Here is a 20911-nt window from a genome sequence, read left to right on the forward strand (position 1 = left end):
GGGTGTAATTGTGGCGAAAGAACCGTTTCAACAGACAACTGCTATAACATCACTGGCACTTGAATTTCCAGATCAAGCTGAGCGGGGAAGCAAGCTAAAAGCAGGCTTTACTACCCGTAGAAACGGAGTTAGCCAGGCTCCGTTTTCTAGCTTGAATCTCGGCTTCCATGTACCAGATCACGCTAACAACGTTCTAGCAAACCGTAATAAGCTTGCGGATGATGTAGGAATACCTCTCGAACAATGGGTTGTTGGTGAACAAATTCATGGTGCCGCACTAGCAAGAGTGACTTTGAATGAAAAAGGCAGGGGTACAAGAAGTCATAAAGATGCGATTAGCCAAGTAGATGGATTATATACAGATGAAAAAGACATTCTCTTAACAGCACTATATGCAGACTGTGTTCCACTATACTTCTATGCACCTGAAGTAGGAAGAGTTGGAATAGCCCACGCAGGGTGGAAAGGCACCACGAAGAATATTGCAGGAGAGATGATTAGTGCCTGGAATGAGGATGGAATTAAGAATGAGAATATTCAAGTTGCAATTGGTCCTTCAATAGGGAAATGCTGTTACGAAGTAGATGAAGGTGTAATCAATGAAGTCAGTAAGGTTACTGGCAACTCAAAGGGTCTTTTTGATGAAAAAGAAAATGGTAAATATCAGCTTGATTTAAAGAAAGTTAATAAAGAGCTTCTTCTCAAGTCTGGCATAAAAGAATACCACATAGTCGTTAGTCAATATTGTACAAGCTGCAGCAATTTGTTTTTCTCACACCGTAGTGAGAATGGCAAAACTGGTAGAATGATGGGATACATAGGACTTGAGGAGGTATGGCATTAACGTGAATGTAAGAGCGAATTTAGAAACGATTACACGCACTATTAACGAAGCTTGTGAACGATCATCGCGTGAATCAAAAGAAGTGAAAGTTATTGCAGTCACAAAATATGTGAGCGTTGAACGAACAAAGGAAGCGCTGGATGCTGGAGTCACGAACTTTGGAGAGAGTCGTGACGAAGGGCTTTTAGAGAAAGTAAATGCATTAGGAACTGACCCTTCTTGGCATTTCATTGGTACTCTGCAATCTCGTAAAGTGAAAGAGATTATTGAACATGTTGATTACATTCATTCACTTGACCGCCGTTCACTTGCGAAAGAAATAAACAAAAGAACAGAGCGAGAAGTAAACTGTTTCGTACAGGTTAACGTTTCCGGTGAAGAGTCAAAGCATGGATTATCACCTGATGAAACGATTCCGTTTATAGAGTCTATGAAGGATTTTCCTATGATAAAGGTTGTTGGTTTAATGGCTATGGCACCAAACACGGAAAACAGTGAGGAAATTCGTAATGTTTTCAAGACACTTCGTACCCTTAGTGAAACTGTACAAGATCTCTCATTAGATCATGCACCGTGCAGAGAACTTTCGATGGGCATGTCTAATGACTATGCGATCGCTGTTGAAGAAGGTGCAACATTTGTTCGAATAGGATCATCACTAGTAGGTAATGAAAAATAAAATAAGCTTGCCAGGAGGTGCAGGGAATTGGGCATCAAAACGAAATTCAAACAGTTCTTTGAACTTGACGATGAAACCATAGAATTAGGTGAGCAATATGAGCAAGATGAATATGTTGAAGAAGAGGAGCCTGCTGAATTAAGCAGGACTAACCGCAAACAAAACAAGCAAAATGTTGTAAGTCTCCAAAGCGTTCAAAAGAACTCAAGAGTTGTACTGGTTGAACCAAGAGTGTATGCTGAAGCTCAGGATATTGCCGATCACGTCAAAAATAGAAAATCTGTTGTCATGAACCTTCAACGCATTCCAAACGATCAAGCTAGAAGAATTGTGGATTTTCTAAGTGGTACCGTTTATGCAGTTGGTGGTGATATTCAGAAACTCGGTCCGGAAACGTTTTTATGTACGCCGGATAACGTTGAGATCTCTGGTAATATTACCGATGAAATTTATGAAGATTAGTCAATAAGGATGGTGAACGATTTGAACATTGCTTCAATTTTAGTTTCAGCAGTACAAATTTATACGTGGATTCTGATCATTTATATCTTCATGTCTTGGATTCCTAATGCTAGAGAATCTACGATAGGTCAGATGATCGCATCTATTGCAGAACCATATCTCGCACCGTTTCGAAAGTTTATCCCGCCAATTGGTGGCATGTTAGACATTTCTCCAATCGTTGCAATTTTTGCGCTCCAATTCGTTCAATATGGTATTTACGCTCTCTTTAGTATGATAGGCTAATGTCCATATATGATCATTTTCGTCCCGAAGAACGGACGTTCGTTGACCGTGTCTTGCAATGGCAAGATGAAGTCCAAGAAAGATATACACCTAAACTGACGGATTTTCTCGATCCACGAGAGCAGGATATGATTAAACAAATTATAGGGAACCATCCAGACATAGGTGTATCTTTCTCTGGAGGGGTGGAAGGAACAGAGCGAAAGCGTGCATTGCTCGTTCCTCCATACATAGAAGTTTCACCTGTTGATTTTGAGTTGACCGCTTTTGAAATTACATATCCAGCTAAGTTTGTTTCCCTATCTCACCCAGATTTGCTGGGTGCTATGATGGGACTTGGATTGAAACGTGATAAATTTGGGGACATTATCGTACAAGAAAGTAGTGCTCAATTAATTGTCGCGAAAGAGATAGCGGATTTTGTGAAAATGAACTTAACTCAGGCAGGAAAGGCATCTATTTCACCTGAAGAAATAGCATTATCAACATTACGTGTTTTTAAAGCGGAATGGGAAGAGCAAACTGGAACGGTGTCGAGTCTTCGATTGGATACCGTTCTTGCGGAAGTGTACAACCTTTCTAGATCAAAAGTGTCCACCATGATTGAACACGATCGAGCTAAACTAAATTGGAAAGTAATTTCTCAGCCTTCTTCAGAAGTTGCTGCTGGAGACTATTTATCTCTTAGAAGCTTTGGAAGAAGTAAGATTATTTCAATTGATGGTAAAACAAAGCGAGATAAATGGCGAATAACTTATCATATACGAAAATAATCTGTCATAATTAAAAGGAATTTCCAACTGATTGTCGAAATACGTTTAAGCCGGACATATGAATGAGAGTAAATCGGAGGTGGCTGAATTGCCTTTAACACCATTAGATATTCATAACAAAGAGTTTACTCGCGGATTCCGCGGTTATGATGAAGATGAAGTTAATGAATTCTTGGATCAGGTAATTAAAGATTACGAAACTGTTATTAGAGAAAAGAAAGAGCTTAATGAGAGAGTGAAGCTTCTCGAAGAAAGACTTGGCCATTTTTCTAATCTTGAGGAAACATTGAATAAGTCGATTCTTGTAGCACAGGAAACAGCTGAAGAAGTGAGACAAAATGCGAAGAAAGAATCACGTTTGATTGTGAAAGAAGCGGAAAAGAACGCTGATCGAATTATCAATGATTCACTTGCTAAAGCACGAAAGATTTCAATGGATAATGAAGAACTAAAGAAGCAAGCTGCTGTTTATCGCACTCGTTTTCGTATGCTTGTTGAAGCGCAGCTTGAAATGCTAAACAATGAAGATTGGGATGGGCTAGTTGCTCGTTTCGATGAAGAAGAAGAAGAACAACAGCAGGAACAAATCGAAGAAAAAGCATAAGGCAATTATATTTTATTCGTCATTTCCTTGACTTCTTAATTTTATTTACACTATACTTTGATTAATATCAATAACGATCGACTAAGAAGGGAAGAGTATCTGATTCTTACTTAACAAAGCGAGCTGGGGATGGTGTGAGCCTGGTGTTAAGCAATCAGAGAAGATCGCCCCTGAGTCCCGTGCTGAACGATAAGTAAGCCCCGGCGAATCATTCACGTTACGAATGCAAAGTGAGCGCATTGTGCGCTTAAGTTGGGTGGTACCACGGGAAAAACCTTCTCGTCCCTTTTAGAGGGATGAGAAGGTTTTTTTTATTGCTTTCTTATCTTTTAGACACATCGTTATAATTTGAAGGAGGAGACCCCATGAGCTTTAAAGAAACGCTCTTAATGCCAAAAACGAAATTCCCAATGAGAGGGAATTTACCTAATAAAGAACCTGATATGCAGAAAGAATGGGAAAGCATCAACCTTTATGGAAAGGTACAGGATAGAACGAAGGACCGCCCTCTTTTCGTTCTACACGATGGCCCTCCATATGCTAACGGCGATATTCATATGGGACATGCGGAGAATAAAGTTCTGAAAGACATTATTGTTCGTTACAAATCAATGAATGGCTTCAATGCGCCGTATGTACCAGGATGGGATACGCATGGTCTTCCAATTGAACAGGCACTAACAAAAAAAGGCGTTGATCGCAAAAAATTAACCGTTGCTGAGTTCAGAAAGAAATGTGAAGAATATGCACTAAAGCAAGTTGATCGCCAGCGCGAGCAATTCAAGCGTCTTGGAGTAAGAGGAGATTGGGATAATCCATACATTACGCTTGATAAAGGTTATGAAGCACAGCAAATTAAAGTGTTTGGTGAGATGGCTAAACGAGGATATATCTACAAAGATAAGAAAACCGTTTACTGGTCTCCTACTTCAGAATCTGCTTTAGCAGAAGCAGAGATCGAATATCAGGATAAGCGCTCTCCTTCCATCTATGTTGCATTTGACGTAAAAGATGGGAAGGGTGTACTTGAAGGTGATGAGAAATTTATCATCTGGACAACAACACCATGGACGATTCCATCAAACCTTGCAATTGCCCTTAACGAGAAATTTGAATACAGCGTTGTTGAAGCGGATGGCCAGAAGTATGTTGTTGCAACAGAGCTTGTTGATCAATTAAAGGAAGAGTTTGAGTGGAGCAGTGTTAATGAGCTTAAACGTGTGAAAGGGAGCGAGCTTGAGTATGTAACGGCTCAGCATCCAATTTATGATCGCGAGTCTCTCGTTATCCTTGGTGACCATGTTACGCTTGATGCAGGTACAGGATGTGTTCATACAGCGCCAGGACATGGTGAAGATGACTACATGATCGGACGAAAGTATAAGCTTGATATCCTTTGCCCTGTAGATGAGAAGGGTGTATTTACAGAGGAAGCACCTGGATTTGAAGGAATGTTCTACGATAAAGCGAATAAGCCAATTACAGAGAAACTTGAAGAAGTTGGTGCGCTCGTTAAGCTCACGTTCTTCACACACTCGTATCCGCATGACTGGCGTACGAAGAAGCCAATTATTTTCCGTGCGACAGAGCAGTGGTTTGCTTCTATTAAAGAATTCCGGCCTGAACTCCTTCAAGCTGTTGCCGATGTAAAGTGGTTCCCAACATGGGGTGAAATTCGTCTTCATAATATGGTTAAAGATCGAGAAGACTGGTGTATTTCGCGTCAGCGTGCATGGGGTGTTCCGATTCCGGTGTTCTACGGTGAGAATAACGAGCCAATTATTACAGATGAAACGATTGCTCATGTATCTGAACTGTTCCGCAAACATGGCTCTAACATCTGGTTTGAATGGGATGCAAAAGATCTTCTCCCAGAAGGGTTTACTTCAGAGCACAGTCCAAATGGAGAGTTCCGTAAAGAAATGGACATTATGGATGTTTGGTTTGATTCCGGTTCCTCTCACCAGGCTGTTCTTGAAGAGCGTGATGATCTAGCTCGTCCAGCTGATTTGTACCTTGAAGGATCTGATCAGTATCGTGGTTGGTTTAACTCGTCTCTTTCGACAGCTGTTGCTGTGACCGGTAAAGCACCATACAAAGCAGTTTTAAGTCATGGATTTATCCTTGACGGTGAAGGTAAAAAGATGAGTAAGTCGCTTGGTAACACAATGGTGCCAAACGATGTCATGAAACAGCTTGGCGCAGATATCCTTCGTCTATGGGTATCATCAGCTGACTATCAAGCTGACGTTCGCGTGTCGGATGATATCTTGAAACAGGTTGCTGAAGTATACCGTAAAATTCGTAACACATTCCGATTTATGCTTGGAAATCTGGAAGGGTTCGATCCAACTCAGCATCAAGTTGCATATGAGGAGCTAGGTGAACTTGATCAATATATGCTTGTAAAGCTTAATAACTTAATTGCCAAAGTGAAGAAAGCGTATGATGAGTACCAATTCTTAACAGTATACAATACAATTCATAACTTCTTTACAACAGAGATGAGTTCATTCTATCTTGATATTGCGAAGGATACGCTTTATATCGAACATGAAGATCATCCTAAGCGTCGAGCAATCCAGACTGTTCTTTATCAAACGGCTGTTGCTCTTACAAAGCTTCTTTCGCCAATCATTCCTCATACGGCTGAGGAAGTATGGCAGTTCGTTCCTGGTGAGAAGGAAGAATATGTTCAGCTTTCCGATATGCCTGAAGTTAGGAACTTTGAAGGTACATCAGATCTTGAGCAGAAATGGGATCATGTGATGGACCTTCGTGATGAAGTTCTTAAAGCTCTTGAAGAAGCTCGTAATGAGAAGAAAATCGGTAAGTCCCTTACTGCACAACTTCACATCTATGCAGAGCAAGGCACGAAAGAATTGCTTGAAGGCATTGGTAATCTAGAGAAGCTGTTTATTGTTTCAGCAGCATCTGTAGCTGGAACGAAGGCAGATGCTCCAGAAGAAGCGAAAATCTATGATGAGCTAGCGATCTTTGTTTCCCCTGCTGAAGGTGAAACTTGTGAACGTTGCTGGCAAGTGAAGAAAGACGTTGGGAAAGATTCTGACTACCCAACCCTTTGCGCGAGCTGTGCTGAAACGGTTAAAAATTATTATTAAGTAGAAGAAGGAGACGCTTTGCCTCGCAAAGCGTCTTTTTTGCTGCTCTATGTATAATGAAGGGGCTTCATTTCCAAACAGTTTCATGACGAAGATTGAGTTTGGATTGTCTGCTGAGGGAAGCTGTGCTAAACTTTCATAGGAAGTAACATTTGATCGGAGGAGCGCACGTGTGGAAATATCTTATAGCCATTGGCATCATTTTTCTTGATCAGGTCACAAAATGGCTAGTTGTAAAGTATATGGAATATGGGGAGAGCATTACGCTAATTAACGACTTTCTTTATCTGACCTCACATCGAAACAGAGGCGCAGCCTTTGGAATCCTTCAAGGACAGATGATTTTCTTTTATATCATTACGATTTTTGTTATTGGTGCGGTTATTTATTATATGCAGCAGTACAAGCATAGCCGTTTTGTGAGTTTAACGCTTGCACTTATACTAGGAGGCGCAATTGGGAACTTTATAGATCGAGTGCTAAGAGGAGAAGTGGTTGACTTTGTAAACACATTTATCTTCTCATATGACTTCCCGATCTTTAACGTTGCGGATGCATCTCTCGTGGTCGGAGTTATTCTCATTTTTATTGGTACAATTTTTGAAAGTAAGCAGGCTAAAGGGGAAAACTAATGGAAAAATTCACATTTAAAGTATCGGAAGAAGAAAAAGGAGAGCGAATTGATAAGCTCATCACCTCCTATGAAAGCGACTGGTCACGTAGCCAGGTCCAAACATGGATTAAGGACGAGAACATTCAAGTAAACGGTGCAGCCGTTAAAGGGAATTATAAAGCTTCTGGAGGCGACGAAATTGAAGTTACGGTTCCAGAACCTGAAGAACTCGAAATCGTAGCAGAAGATTTAAACCTTGATATTGTTTATGAAGATGCTGATGTACTCGTTGTCAATAAGCCGAGGGGTATGGTTGTCCATCCAGCGCCAGGTCATGCTAGAGGCACACTTGTTAATGGCTTAATGCATCAAGTAAATGATTTAAGTGGAATCAACGGTGTTGTGCGCCCAGGAATCGTTCACCGTATTGATAAAGACACGTCAGGGCTATTGATGGTAGCAAAGAACGATAAAGCGCATGAATCGCTCGTAAAACAGCTTCAAGCGAAAACAGTTAATCGACGCTATACAGCGATTGTCCATGGCAACATTCAACACGATGTTGGTACAATTGATGCACCAATCGGACGAGATAGGCAAGATCGCCAAAAGATGACGGTGACAGATGAGAATAGTCGTGATGCTGTAACTCATTTTAGAGTGCTTGAACGTTACCAGCAATATACGTATGTAGAGTGTCAACTTGAAACAGGTAGAACGCACCAGATTCGTGTGCACATGAAATATATCGATCATCCTGTTGCAGGTGATCCAAAGTACGGACCAAGAAGAAAGTCATTGCCAATTGACGGACAGGCACTTCATGCTGGCGTATTAGGATTTAGACATCCTGTAACAGATGAATGGCTCGAATTCTCTTGTCCAATTCCTGAAGATATTGAAAGACTTCTTAAAAGACTTAGACAAGATTAAGGTTGACTTAACCTTTGATCTCTGCCATACTTCTGTTAGACAATAGCATACCCTTTAACGACAGTCCCGTGAGGCTGCAAAGGAAAAATGGCTATGTACGTTCTGTACATCTGTATGCCCAAAACCCTTTTGCCCTCATGGCAAAAGGGTTTTTTTTACGAGGATGCTCACCACCCGCCCCGCGGAAAGCGAACATCCTTTAGCGGAAATCAACAGATGGCAACAATGTATTTCAAAACATCTTAACAGAATAAGCCCTTGTATAAAGAGAAAGGAGCAACCACCATGGATAACAAACGAATTCTACTTGATGATCAAGCGATACGAAGAGCGCTAACCCGGATTGCGCATGAAATTCTAGAACGAAACAAGGGAATTGAAAATACGATGCTTGTTGGTATTAAGACAAGAGGCATTTATTTAGCAGAGCGTTTGGCTGAACGAATTGAACAGATTGAAGGTTCTGCTATATCTGTTGGAGAGGTAGACATCACGATGTATCGAGATGATCTTACCCACAAAAATGAGGATCAAGATCCTCATATAAAAGGAACGAGCATCTCAAAAGATGTAACGGATCAGAAAGTGATCCTAGTTGATGATGTACTCTACACAGGTAGGACAGTACGCGCAGCAATGGATGCACTTATGGATCTAGGTCGTCCATCACAGATTCAACTTGCAGTGCTTGTTGATCGGGGACATAGGGAATTACCAATTCGCCCCGATTATGTAGGTAAAAACTTACCAACATCTAGTGAGGAAATTATTGAAGTCGCCCTGACAGAAGTCGATGATTTTGATCAGGTAAGCATTACACAATCGTAAATCGTGCTCCCTTTAAACTCGTCCAGAGAGACGGCCAAGGGAGGAGACGCGTTCCACTTAGGATACGCGTGTACCTCCTTGCGGCCATGCAAGGAGTTTTTTTATGGCCGGGAAGCACATCCAAGGAGGAAACAACATGAAAGAAGTATTAGGTATTAGAGACGTTCCGAAAGCATCCAGCTGGCTAACGCTAAGCTTACAGCACTTATTCGCCATGTTTGGCGCAACGATATTAGTTCCCTTTCTAGTAGGACTCGATCCAGCAGTAGCCCTTGTCTCAAGCGGACTTGGTACACTTGCATATCTACTAATAACGAAAGGAAGAATCCCGGCGTACCTCGGCTCATCATTTGCCTTTATCGCCCCGATTATTTCGGCTGTATCCCTGCACGGTCCGGAAGGTGCCATGATTGGTAGCTTCTTTGCAGGAATTGTTTACGGACTTGTAGCGATTGGAATTCGTGCACTAGGGTTGAACTGGTTATTGAAACTTCTACCGCCAATCGTCGTTGGACCGGTTATTATGGTAATAGGACTTGGACTTGCAGGAACTGCCATTGATATGGCGATGAACAATCCAGAAACGCAAGCCTATAGTGGAGCACATTTTACTGTAGCGCTTGTGACACTTGGAGTAACGATTCTTGCTTCGATGTTTCTAAGGGGATTTTTCAGCCTAATCCCAATTTTAATCGGAATCGTTTCAGGCTACACTTTCGCCTACTTCATGGGGATCGTTGATTTGACACCAATTCGTGAAGCAGCAGTGTTCCAAATGCCAGACTTCATCATTCCATTCAAAGATTACAACCCTGCAAGTGTGTTCTCGTGGGAAATTCTCTTTATCATGGTACCAATTGCAGTTGTAACAATTGCAGAACATATTGGAGATCAAATGGTTCTAAGTAAAGTAGCGGGAAAGAATTTCCTGAAAACACCTGGTCTTCACCGCTCAATTCTTGGCGACGGTGTTGCAACGATGATCGCTTCTTGCCTTGGTGGACCACCAAACACAACTTACGGTGAGAACATTGGTGTACTTGCGATTACGAGAGTTTTCAGCGTGTTTGTTATCGGTGGAGCGGCAGTACTAGCCTTGATTTTCGGATTCATTGGTAAAGTGACGGCCCTTATCTCAACAATTCCAACTGCTGTCATGGGCGGGGTATCCATTCTCCTTTTCGGTATTATCGCTTCATCTGGATTACGTATGCTGATTGACAACAAGATTGATCTTGGAGAAAAACGAAACCTGATTATCTCGTCCGTTATCCTTGTGATCGGAGTGGGTGGTGCGTTCATTCAAGTAAGTGATAACCTTCAGATTGCTGGCATGGCACTTGCAACAGTCATAGGCATTGTTCTTAACTTGATTCTACCTGGTGGCGCTACTCAGCAGTCAGTTGAGAAAATGTTCGAAGAAGATCTTGATAATACAGATACAGCTGCATAAGATCATCCTTTAAAAAGGTACAGAGAGACCTTTAAGGGTGGGGAAGAGGCGCACTACACGTCTACCTTTCTGCACCCTGAGACACTCTCAGGGTGCTTTTTTTATGAAAATGTGAGCTTATAAACTAATAACTGGGGAGTGAGCGACGTGAAGCATTTACTTGATATGACTTCTCTAGAACTAGATGAGATATACGGAATTCTCCAACAGGCTGAGCATTTCCGAAATGGGAAAGTGATACACGATTCTGAAATGAAGTTCGTCGCAAACCTATTCTTTGAACCTTCAACGAGAACACGATTTAGCTTTGAAGTGGCAGAGAAAAGGTTAGGATATGAGGTTATGAATTTTGAAACATCCTCTTCTAGTCTGCAAAAAGGTGAGAGTCTCTACGATACCATAAAGACTCTTGAAGCAATTGGAGCAAATGCTGTTGTTATTAGGCATCAAGATGAACGGTATTTTGAGCCCCTTCTTAATCACACTTCTCTTTCTATTATTAATGCCGGAGATGGATGTGGTCACCATCCAACTCAATCGCTTCTTGACCTGTTCACAATTCAAAAGGAATTCAACAAATTCGAAGGTCTCGAAGTTGTTATAGCTGGCGACATAAGGCACAGCAGAGTAGCGCGATCAAATGCGAGTGTATTGAAAAGACTAGGTGCTCACGTCACATTTTCTGGTCCACCAGAATGGCAGGATGAGAGAATGTCAGAATTTCCATATATCACAATGGATGAAGCTGTAGAACAGGCAGATGTACTGATGTTGTTACGGATTCAAAATGAGCGACACAGTACGAAAAGCAACACATTCTCTACTTATTTAGAATCTTACGGATTAACAATTGAGCGAGAAAAGCGAATGCAGCAACACAGCATCATCATGCACCCTGCCCCTGTTAATAGAGGAGTAGAGATTGATACAACACTAGTTGAATGCGAACGGTCGCGAATTTTTAAACAAATGGAAAATGGGGTTTATGTTCGTATGGCTTGCCTAAATTTACTCTTACAAAACACTCAGAAAGGATTGGTCGTGTGATGCTAATACAAAATGCAAAACTCATTAATGAAACTGGAGATTTGGTAAAGCAGGACGTGCTTATTTCGAAAGAAGGAACAATTGAGGAGATTGCAAGCGAGATTGATCCTGCAGGTCACGAGGCATTTGACGCAAAAGGAAATTTGCTTGTACCAGGACTCGTGGATCTACACGTTCATTTAAGAGAGCCTGGCGGCGAGCACAAAGAAACGATTGAAACGGGGTCAAAAGCAGCTGCGAAAGGCGGATTTACAACCATTGCAGCGATGCCTAATACGAGACCCGTGCCTGATTCTGTAGAAACAATGCAACAGTTAGTTAAGAGAATAGAAGATACTGCACAAGTTCGTGTTCTTCCATATGGCGCAATAACAACAAGACAACTTGGAGAAGAGCTTACTCATTTTGAAGCATTGAAAGAAAGCGGAGCATTCGCACTGACGGATGACGGTGTAGGTGTACAGAGTGCTGGAATAATGCTAGAAGCAATGAAACGTGCAGCGGCTAGCAATCTATCAATTGTTGCACACTGTGAAGAAAACACACTCATCAACGGTGGGAGTGTACATGAAGGTCGATTTTCGAAAGAGAACAGACTAAATGGCATCCCATCAGTATGTGAATCGGTACATATTGCTAGAGACGTTCTACTAGCGGAAGCAGCGGGTGTTCATTACCATGTCTGCCACATTAGTACGAAAGAGTCTGTCCGAACGGTGCGTGATGCAAAAAGAGCAGGAATTAACGTTACAGCAGAAGTAACGCCGCATCACTTGCTTCTTTCAGAGGATGATATCCCAGGGCTTGATACGAATTACAAAATGAATCCTCCTCTTCGATCGAAAGAAGATAGAGAAGCTCTTATCGAAGGCCTTTTGGATGGAACGATTGATTTCATTGCAACAGATCATGCGCCACATTCTGCTGAAGAGAAATCACATTCGATGGAAAAGGCACCGTTTGGCATCGTAGGACTTGAAACCGCCTTTCCACTTTTGTATACGAACTTTGTTGAAAATGGAACATTTACATTAAAGCAGCTTGTTGACTGGTTAACGATTAAGCCGGCTACTGCATTTGGACTTGACTATGGAACGTTAAGAAATGGTGTGAAGGCAGACATCACGATCATTGAATTAACACACGAGGAAGAAATCAATCCTGAAACATTTCGATCAAAAGGAAGAAACACCCCCTTTGCCGGATGGACTTGCAAAGGATGGCCAGTTAATACATTTGTAAGCGGGAAAATGGTATACGCGAAAGGGAGCGATCAATGATGAAGAGACAGCTAATTCTAGAAGATGGATCTATTTTTGTAGGAAAAGCATTTGGTAGCGACATGGAGAAAAGTGGAGAAGTTGTTTTTAATACAGGAATGACTGGCTATCAAGAAATCTTATCTGATCCATCATACTGTGCCCAGATTGTAACGTTAACATATCCTCTTATCGGTAACTATGGCATCAATCGGGATGATTTCGAATCAATTAACCCTTCGGTTCATGGTTTAATCGTGAAAGAAGCTACAGAAGTACCAAGCTACTGGAGAAACGAAATGACGCTTGATGAGCTACTCAGAGTAAAAGGGATTCCTGGGTTACAAGGAATTGATACTAGAAAATTAACGAAGCTTATTCGTGCAAACGGCACACTTAAAGGGAAAATGTGTGGCATGGACGTTGATCCTGAGAAAATAGTTCGTGACTTACGAGAGACACCGCTTAAACGTAATCAAGTGGAACAGGTATCAATAAAAGCCCCATACGCAAGTCCTGGCCGAGGTTATCGTATCGTCTTAGTTGATTTCGGAATGAAGCACGGCATTCTTCGGGAACTAACGAAAAGAAAGTGTGATGTCGTCGTCGTTCCTTATCATACATCAGCAGAAGAAATTCTTCGCCTGAACCCAGATGGGGTGATGTTAAGTAACGGACCTGGAGATCCCAAAGACGTGCCAGAAGCAATTGAGATGATCCAAGGTATTCTAGGTATTATCCCTCTGTTTGGTATTTGTCTCGGACACCAGCTGTTCGCTCTAGCATGTGGGGCTGACTCAGAGAAAATGAAGTTTGGCCATAGGGGTTCCAATCACCCAGTTATGGATATAAGAACCGGTCGCGTTGCCATCACTTCACAAAACCATGGATACACAGTGGAAGCGAAGTCACTTGAAGCAACAGATCTTGAAATTACACATATTGCAGTTAATGACGAAACGATAGAAGGTGTGAAGCACAGTGTCCACGCCGCATTCAGCGTCCAATATCATCCAGAAGCGTCTCCAGGACCTGAAGATTCGAATGCGCTGTTCGATGATTTCATCACATTGATTACAACTTTCAAGGGGGAAAAAACATATGCCTAAACGTACAGATATAAAGAAGATACTTGTCATCGGATCAGGACCGATTGTGATTGGTCAGGCTGCGGAGTTTGATTACGCAGGTACTCAAGCTTGTCAGGCTCTTAAAGAAGAGGGTTACGAAGTGATTCTAGTTAATTCTAATCCAGCTACTATTATGACTGATACAACAATTGCAGATGAAGTATACATTGAACCGCTAACCCTTGATTTTGTTAGTAGAATTATACGAAAAGAACGACCTGATGCTCTTCTTGCAACGCTTGGTGGACAAACTGGACTTAACCTTGCGATGGAGCTATCACAAGCAGGCGTTCTTCGTGACTATAAGGTTGAATTGCTTGGTACAAGTCTTGAAGCAATTCAGCAGGCAGAAGACCGAGATCAATTTAGAACATTAATGAATGAGTTAAACGAACCAGTCCCTGAAAGCGACATAATTCATACCCTTGAGGAAGCCTATACGTTCGTTAAGAGAATTGGCTATCCTGTTATTATTAGACCTGCCTACACATTAGGTGGAACAGGTGGGGGTATTGTTAACAACGATGAAGAGTTGGAAGAGATCGTGAGCAGTGGTTTAAAGTATAGCCCTGTTACACAGTGTCTAATTGAGAAAAGTATTGCTGGATTCAAGGAGATTGAATACGAGGTAATGCGAGATGGACAGGATCAGGCAATCGTCGTTTGTAATATGGAAAACATTGATCCAGTCGGCATTCATACAGGTGATTCGATTGTTGTAGCTCCAAGTCAGACCTTATCAGATCGCGATTACCAGATGCTTCGTAACGTTGCACTTAAGGTTATTCGCGCCTTGAAAATTGAAGGAGGCTGTAATATTCAGTTAGCGCTTGATCCTTACAGCTTTCAGTATTACATCATTGAAGTCAATCCAAGAGTTAGTCGATCTTCAGCACTAGCGTCGAAAGCAACCGGGTACCCGATTGCGAAACTTGCAGCCAAAATAGCCGTGGGATTGTCACTTGCAGAAATGAAAAATCCTGTAACAGGTAAAACATATGCAAGTTTTGAACCAGCTCTTGATTATGTTGTGTCCAAAATCCCAAGATGGCCATTTGATAAATTTGAAAGTGCAAATCGTAAGCTCGGGACTCAGATGAAAGCGACTGGGGAAGTAATGGCAATAGGTCGCACGTTAGAAGAATCACTTCTTAAAGCGGTTCGCTCTCTTGAATCGAATGTGAGTCATCTAGCAATCCCATCGTTAGGAGCGCTTGATGATGAGACGATCGAGGCACGAATTCGAGTAGCGGATGATGAGCGTATCTTTGTTGTAGCAGAAGCGTTCAGACGTGGAGTAACAATTAAAGAAATTCATGATTGGAGCGCAATTGATTATTACTTCCTAGTAAAGATAAAGGGAATCATCGCACTCGAAGAGAAGTTAAAAGAGAACAAAGGAAATTTAGATCTTTTATTTGAAGCGAAACAAAAAGGGTTCTCAGATGAAATCATTTCAAAACTTTGGCATCAAACCGAGCTTGAAATTTATGAACTGCGTATGAGAGAAGCTATTCAGCCTGTATACAAAATGGTAGATACATGTGCTGGCGAATTCGAGTCGGAAACACCGTACTATTACTCGACTTATGAAGAAGAAAACGAATCATATAATACAAATAAAGAGAGTGTTCTTGTACTTGGATCAGGACCAATCCGGATTGGTCAGGGAATTGAGTTTGATTACGCGACCGTTCACAGTGTTTGGGCTATTCGAGAAGCAGGATATGAAGCCATAATCATTAATAACAATCCTGAAACTGTTTCGACAGATTTTAGTATCTCAGATAAGCTATACTTCGAACCGCTAACGGTGGAAGATGTGATGCACGTGGTTGAGCTTGAGAAGCCAACGGGTGTAATCGTACAGTTTGGTGGACAAACGGCTATTAATCTAGCAGATGAGCTGTCAGCACGCGGCGTGAATATCCTTGGAACTTCGCTTGAAGATATGGACCGAGCAGAGGATCGTGACAAATTTGAAATGACGATGGCTGAACTTAACATCCCTCAACCGGAAGGGAAAACAGCAACATCGATTGACCAGGCAATCACAATTGCAACAAGAATTGGCTACCCGGTTCTTGTGCGCCCATCCTATGTACTTGGTGGAAGAGCGATGGAAATTGTTTATAAAGAGAGTGAGCTTCTTCACTACATGGAGAACGCTGTTAAAGTGAATCCACAGCATCCCGTTTTGATCGACCGCTACCTAATGGGGAAAGAGATCGAGGTTGATGCCATCTCAGATGGTGAGACTGTCTTTATTCCAGGAATTATGGAGCACATTGAACGTGCAGGTATCCACTCAGGCGATTCAATCGCAGTGTATCCACCTCAGAGCTTATCAAAAGAAGTGAAAGAAACATTAATTGAGGAGACGATTACACTTGCAAGAGGGTTGAGAATTAAGGGGCTTCTTAATATCCAGTTTGTAATTCAGAATGAGCAGGTTTATGTGCTTGAAGTCAATCCAAGATCAAGCCGGACGGTTCCGTTTTTAAGTAAAATTACGGGGGTACCAATGGCGAACTTAGCAACAAAAGTAATCCTTGGAAAGACGTTAAACGAACTTGGTTACACCACAGGCTACGGAGAAGAAAGATCGGATGTGTATGTAAAGGTACCGGTTTTCTCCTTCGCCAAACTACGCCGTGTTGACATTACACTCGGACCGGAGATGAAATCCACAGGCGAGGTAATGGGGCGTGATTATACGCTTGAAAAAGCGCTTTACAAAGGACTAGTCGCATCAGGGATGAAGATTCCAACACATGGTTCTGTCTTGTTTACGATTGCTGATAAAGACAAAGATGAAGCAACAGATATTGTGAAACGATTCCATGCAATTGGCTATCATATTCTTGCGACAGAAGGTACGGCGCAGCTCATTCGTGACATGAACATCCCGGTTACGGTTGTTAATAAAATTGGAGCGGAGAAACCTAACTTACTACATGTGATTCGAGAAGGACACGCTCAGTTTGTTATCAATACGCTAACAAGAGGAAAGCAGCCAGCAAGAGATGGCTTCCGAATTCGAAGAGAATCAGTTGAAAATGGTGTCGTATGCTTTACCTCACTCGATACTGCGAAAGCATTATTGCGCGTCATTGAAACAATGACGTTTACAAGCACCAGCATGCCAAAATTCCATGAAAATGAAGTGGTTCATTCATGAGACAACTAAAAGCTGAACTTGTTTCACAAACAAAAATCGCTTCTTCCATTTTTGAAGCGGTTGTTTACCACGAAGCGATCGATGAGAAATTTCAGCCCGGCCAATTTGTACATGTGAAAGCAGGCTTTGGATCGGATCCACTTTTAAGAAGACCGATAAGTATATGTCATGTTAACTCTGAAAAGCATTTATTAACGATGATTTATCGTGCTGAAGGAAAGGGTACACGTGTGTTATCTGAGATGGTCCCTGGGGTCGAAGTTGACCTTCTAGGGCCACTTGGTCAGGGCTTTCCAGTTGAAAGCTTAGGAGCGGGAGACACAGCATGGCTTGTTGGCGGTGGCATTGGTGTTCCACCACTTTATTATCTCTCACAGGAACTTACGAAGCGTGGTGTAACAGTGAAGCATGTTCACGGCTTTCAGACAGAATCAGTTGTTTTCTATGAAGAGAAATTCAGGGCATTTGGACCTGTTACAATTACAACTGCAGATGGAAGCTACGGGGAGGAAGGGTTTGTAACAAATCAGCTTAATCAAGATGCTGACTACTTATTTGCATGCGGCCCCTCTCCAATGCTTCGTGCACTCGAAAGTTTTCCAGCGAAGAAAGGCGTTTACTTGTCCCTGGAACAGCGAATGGGGTGTGGCATTGGAGCATGTCTTGCCTGCGTCTGTCATGTACAAGGAGATGAAACAGGACTCGCCTATCGAAAAGTGTGCAGCGATGGACCAGTATTCCAGGCAGGGGAGGTCGTCTTATGAATCGATTACACGTTAAGCTTCCTGGTCTTCAGTTACAAAACCCAATTATGCCTGCGTCTGGTTGCTTTGGATTCGGTCGAGAGTACAGTCAGTTCTATGAGTTGGATCAGCTTGGCGCCATTATGGTGAAGGCTACGACAGAGGAACCTCGCTTCGGCAATCCTACACCGCGTGTAGCAGAGACAACTTCAGGCATGCTAAACGCCATTGGTCTTCAGAACCCGGGACTTGAAAAGGTGATGAGTGAAGAACTCCCATGGCTATCTCAGTATGATGTTCCGATCATTGCAAACGTTGCAGGATCGACGATTGAAGAGTATGTTGCAGTAGCAAAACGAATATCAACTGCATCGAACGTTCATGCACTCGAATTGAATATATCCTGCCCGAATGTGAAAGAGGGGGGGCTTGCATTTGGAACTGTTCCAGAAACAGCTTATGAAGTAACCAAAGCGGTGAAGGACGTATCAAATGTTCCGATATATGTGAAGCTTTCGCCAAATGTGACGGACATCGTTCAAATAGCAAAGGTTGTTGAGAAGGCAGGTGCCGATGGACTTACTATGATCAATACCCTTCTCGGAATGCGGATTGATTTGAAAACAGGGAAGCCAATTCTTGCTAATGGAGCAGGTGGATTATCAGGACCAGCCATTAAACCTGTTGCCATTCGAATGATTCATCAGGTCAGTCAGAAGGTTAGTATACCAATTATAGGCATGGGTGGCGTTCAGTCGGCGGAAGATGTTATAGAATATTTTCTTGCTGGAGCAAGTGCTGTCGCAGTTGGAACTGCAAACTTCGTAGACCCATTCACTTGTCCATCAATTATTGAATCACTACCTGCACTTCTTGATGAGTTAGGTGTTAATCATATTTCGGAGCTAACAGGAAGGAGCTGGAAAAAGGAATGGAACCTTCAATCATCCTCGCATTAGATTTCTCAAAGAAACAGGACTTAGATGAATTTCTAACAGTAGTTAAAGAAGAGCACCTTTTTGTAAAAGTAGGAATGGAGGCGTTCTATCAGTACGGACCGAAGTTAGTTGATGAGTTGAAGCAACGTGGTCATAGCGTCTTTCTGGATTTGAAGTTACACGATATACCAAATACCGTTAACAAGGCAATGAAAGGTCTAGCAGGACTTGGTGTGGATCTTATAAATGTCCATGCAAGCGGCGGCTCGCGTATGATGGCTGCAGCGATGGAAGGGTTAGAAGCAGGAACAAGAGCAGGAGAGAAACGCCCAATGTGTATAGGCGTAACACAACTTACGAGTACATCCGAAGAAATGCTACGTAAAGAATTACAAATCTCGTTAAATATGAAGGATAGTGTTGTTACACTAGCAAGTTTAGCGAAAGAAAGTGGCCTTGATGGTGTGGTGAGTTCTGCGCTTGAAGTCCCGATGATTAAAGACGTTTGTGGAGACGAATTCTTAACTGTTACACCTGGAATCAGGCTAGAAGGCGATCTAGCAGGTGATCAAAATCGTGTTTGTTCACCAACGAAAGCCCGCGCATTAGGTAGTGATTATATTGTAGTTGGGCGTAGCATTACTGCTTCACCGGATCCATTAGAATCCTACGTTAAACTTAAAACAGAATGGGGGATGACTCATGAAGTCCATCGCTAAAGCATTACTTGATATTGAAGCAGTTAGCCTTCAGCCGAAGCAACCATTTACCTGGTCATCTGGACTCCTATCACCTATTTATTGTGACAATCGCTTAACGCTTTCCTATCCAAAGGTAAGAAAAGAAATTGCTCAAGGTCTAGTTACGATTATTAGAAATCATTATCCTGAAGCAGAAGTCATTGCCGGAACAGCAACGGCTGGTATCCCACATGCTGCATGGGTTAGCGATAGCATGGAATTACCGATGGTGTATGTGAGAGGTAGTGCAAAAGGGCATGGTAAAGGAAATGTAATCGAAGGAAAAGTGTCAAAAGGACAGAAAGTCGTTGTCATTGAAGATCTAATATCAACAGGTGGAAGTGCGATCGAGGCTGTTAAGCAATTACAATCTGCTGGTGCTGAGGTGCTTGGTGTAGCTGCAATTTTTACATATGGTATGGAAAAGGGAACAGAGCAGTTTGCGAAAGAACAAATTGCATGGCAAACGCTCACCAATTTCGATGAGCTGTTAACAAGTGCAGTTGAAACGGGTATGATTGAGAAAAGAGAGGTTCAATCACTGCTTGACTGGCGTGACAATCCAAGTTCGAAAGACTGGCTTGAGCAGTTGAAAAATCTCTCCGTTTAGGAGGGGTAAGATGAGAAAAATGCAGGGAGAAGAGTTTGATTCGCTCGTATCCTTTTTTGATGATATGGCAAGAACAAAATGGTTAGGTGGAATACACGATGAATTAAAAAAAGCCTCCGGGTCTTGGAAAGACTTATCCGTTCTCGATGTGGGATGTGGTACTGGAAGACTGTTGCTTCGAGGTGTAGAGGAAGCTTCAATGCTTTCTGGCGTTGATTTATCTTCTGAAATGGTGAAAGCGAGCAAACAGAATTTTTTCTTTATTAATCGATCAAACAAAAGCCATTTTTCAGAGGGGGATGCCTGTAATCTTTCTTTCGAAGACAATACGTTCGATCTGTCATTGTCTACTTGTGTCATGTTTCTTTTGCCTGAGCCAGAGGCAGGGATGAAGGAAATGATCAGAGTGACAAAAGAAGGTGGGAAGATTGTCATGTTAAACCCTTCTCTACAAATGGATCAAATGGCTGCTTTTCAATATGCAAAGGAGCAAGGGATGAGTGGGTTTGAACAAACTTCACTTTTGAAATGGTCGAATGTGTCGACAAGAAGGCATCGCTATTCTCCGGAAGATCTAAGTGAAAAGCTGAAAGGATTAGGTGCGAAGGAAACAAAGCATATAGAAGTGCTTAATGGATTAGCGATTATTACGGTTGCAGTTTTATAA

At 42.1% G+C, this 20911-nt stretch carries 20 protein-coding genes and 1 other annotated feature; all 20 genes read left to right on the top strand.

Annotated elements, in window-relative coordinates; all coding sequences use genetic code 11:
- The first annotated feature begins 10 nt into the window (after nt 1-10).
- Nucleotides 11-844, top strand: a complete 834-nt coding sequence (pgeF, locus tag JI666_RS01385; protein ID WP_349769290.1) for a peptidoglycan editing factor PgeF — start codon at nt 11-13, stop codon at nt 842-844.
- Between the two features lies 1 nt (nt 845).
- Nucleotides 846-1523: a YggS family pyridoxal phosphate-dependent enzyme gene (locus tag JI666_RS01390; protein ID WP_206888171.1), complete on the top strand. Its 678-nt coding sequence runs from the start codon at nt 846-848 to the stop codon at nt 1521-1523.
- Nucleotides 1524-1550: 27 nt separating this feature from the next.
- Nucleotides 1551-1985 (top strand): cell division protein SepF, encoded by a 435-nt coding sequence (locus tag JI666_RS01395; protein WP_206888174.1) that lies wholly within the window; start codon nt 1551-1553, stop codon nt 1983-1985.
- Between the two features lie 9 nt (nt 1986-1994).
- Nucleotides 1995-2270 carry a YggT family protein gene (locus JI666_RS01400; protein ID WP_136945591.1) on the top strand — a complete coding sequence of 92 codons (276 nt, stop codon included), beginning with the start codon at nt 1995-1997 and terminating at the stop codon, nt 2268-2270.
- A complete protein-coding gene (locus JI666_RS01405; RefSeq protein ID WP_206888176.1) occupies nt 2270-3043 on the top strand; it encodes a YlmH family RNA-binding protein in 774 nt (257 codons plus the stop codon). Before JI666_RS01400 ends, JI666_RS01405 begins: the two co-directional genes overlap by 1 nt.
- Before the next feature lie 88 nt (nt 3044-3131).
- On the top strand, nt 3132-3647 hold the full coding sequence (locus tag JI666_RS01410) for a DivIVA domain-containing protein (protein ID WP_206888179.1): 516 nt from the start codon (nt 3132-3134) through the stop codon (nt 3645-3647).
- A gap of 74 nt (nt 3648-3721) precedes the next feature.
- Nucleotides 3722-3937 (top strand) — a binding site (T-box leader).
- Nucleotides 3938-4012: 75 nt separating this feature from the next.
- Nucleotides 4013-6769 carry an isoleucine--tRNA ligase gene (gene ileS, locus JI666_RS01415; protein ID WP_206888182.1) on the top strand — a complete coding sequence of 919 codons (2757 nt, stop codon included), beginning with the start codon at nt 4013-4015 and terminating at the stop codon, nt 6767-6769.
- A gap of 170 nt (nt 6770-6939) precedes the next feature.
- Nucleotides 6940-7401 carry a signal peptidase II gene (lspA, locus tag JI666_RS01420; RefSeq protein WP_206888185.1) on the top strand — a complete coding sequence of 154 codons (462 nt, stop codon included), beginning with the start codon at nt 6940-6942 and terminating at the stop codon, nt 7399-7401.
- Complete coding sequence (locus JI666_RS01425) at nt 7401-8315, top strand: RluA family pseudouridine synthase (protein ID WP_206888189.1); 915 nt, start codon at nt 7401-7403, stop codon at nt 8313-8315. The genes lspA and JI666_RS01425 overlap by 1 nt, the downstream gene beginning before the upstream one ends.
- Nucleotides 8316-8600: 285 nt before the next feature.
- Nucleotides 8601-9143 (top strand): bifunctional pyr operon transcriptional regulator/uracil phosphoribosyltransferase PyrR, encoded by a 543-nt coding sequence (gene pyrR, locus JI666_RS01430; protein ID WP_206888192.1) that lies wholly within the window; start codon nt 8601-8603, stop codon nt 9141-9143.
- Nucleotides 9144-9246: 103 nt separating this feature from the next.
- Complete coding sequence (locus JI666_RS01435) at nt 9247-10596, top strand: solute carrier family 23 protein (protein WP_414635119.1); 1350 nt, start codon at nt 9247-9249, stop codon at nt 10594-10596.
- Between the two features lie 147 nt (nt 10597-10743).
- Nucleotides 10744-11643: an aspartate carbamoyltransferase catalytic subunit gene (locus tag JI666_RS01440; protein WP_206888199.1), complete on the top strand. Its 900-nt coding sequence runs from the start codon at nt 10744-10746 to the stop codon at nt 11641-11643.
- On the top strand, nt 11643-12923 hold the full coding sequence (gene pyrC / locus JI666_RS01445) for a dihydroorotase (RefSeq protein WP_206888201.1): 1281 nt from the start codon (nt 11643-11645) through the stop codon (nt 12921-12923). The genes JI666_RS01440 and pyrC overlap by 1 nt, the downstream gene beginning before the upstream one ends.
- A complete protein-coding gene (locus JI666_RS01450; protein WP_206889261.1) occupies nt 12923-14011 on the top strand; it encodes a carbamoyl phosphate synthase small subunit in 1089 nt (362 codons plus the stop codon). Before pyrC ends, JI666_RS01450 begins: the two co-directional genes overlap by 1 nt.
- Entirely contained in the window at nt 14004-17213 is a 3210-nt protein-coding gene (carB, locus tag JI666_RS01455; protein WP_206888204.1) for a carbamoyl-phosphate synthase large subunit, read from the top strand. The genes JI666_RS01450 and carB overlap by 8 nt, the downstream gene beginning before the upstream one ends.
- Nucleotides 17210-17977, top strand: coding sequence for a dihydroorotate dehydrogenase electron transfer subunit (locus JI666_RS01460; protein ID WP_206888207.1), 768 nt, complete (start codon nt 17210-17212; stop codon nt 17975-17977). Before carB ends, JI666_RS01460 begins: the two co-directional genes overlap by 4 nt.
- Complete coding sequence (locus tag JI666_RS01465; RefSeq protein ID WP_206888209.1) at nt 17974-18915, top strand: dihydroorotate dehydrogenase; 942 nt, start codon at nt 17974-17976, stop codon at nt 18913-18915. Before JI666_RS01460 ends, JI666_RS01465 begins: the two co-directional genes overlap by 4 nt.
- Nucleotides 18888-19613 carry an orotidine-5'-phosphate decarboxylase gene (gene pyrF / locus JI666_RS01470; RefSeq protein ID WP_206888213.1) on the top strand — a complete coding sequence of 242 codons (726 nt, stop codon included), beginning with the start codon at nt 18888-18890 and terminating at the stop codon, nt 19611-19613. The genes JI666_RS01465 and pyrF overlap by 28 nt, the downstream gene beginning before the upstream one ends.
- The gene (gene pyrE, locus JI666_RS01475; protein ID WP_206888216.1) at nt 19597-20244 is read left to right on the top strand and encodes an orotate phosphoribosyltransferase; all 648 of its coding nucleotides are present in this window, start codon (nt 19597-19599) and stop codon (nt 20242-20244) included. Before pyrF ends, pyrE begins: the two co-directional genes overlap by 17 nt.
- Before the next feature lie 10 nt (nt 20245-20254).
- Complete coding sequence (locus JI666_RS01480; RefSeq protein ID WP_206888219.1) at nt 20255-20911, top strand: class I SAM-dependent methyltransferase; 657 nt, start codon at nt 20255-20257, stop codon at nt 20909-20911.

The organism is Bacillus sp. NTK071, from assembly GCF_017303315.1.
In the GTDB taxonomy this organism is placed as follows: Bacteria; Bacillota; Bacilli; order Bacillales; family Guptibacillaceae; genus Guptibacillus.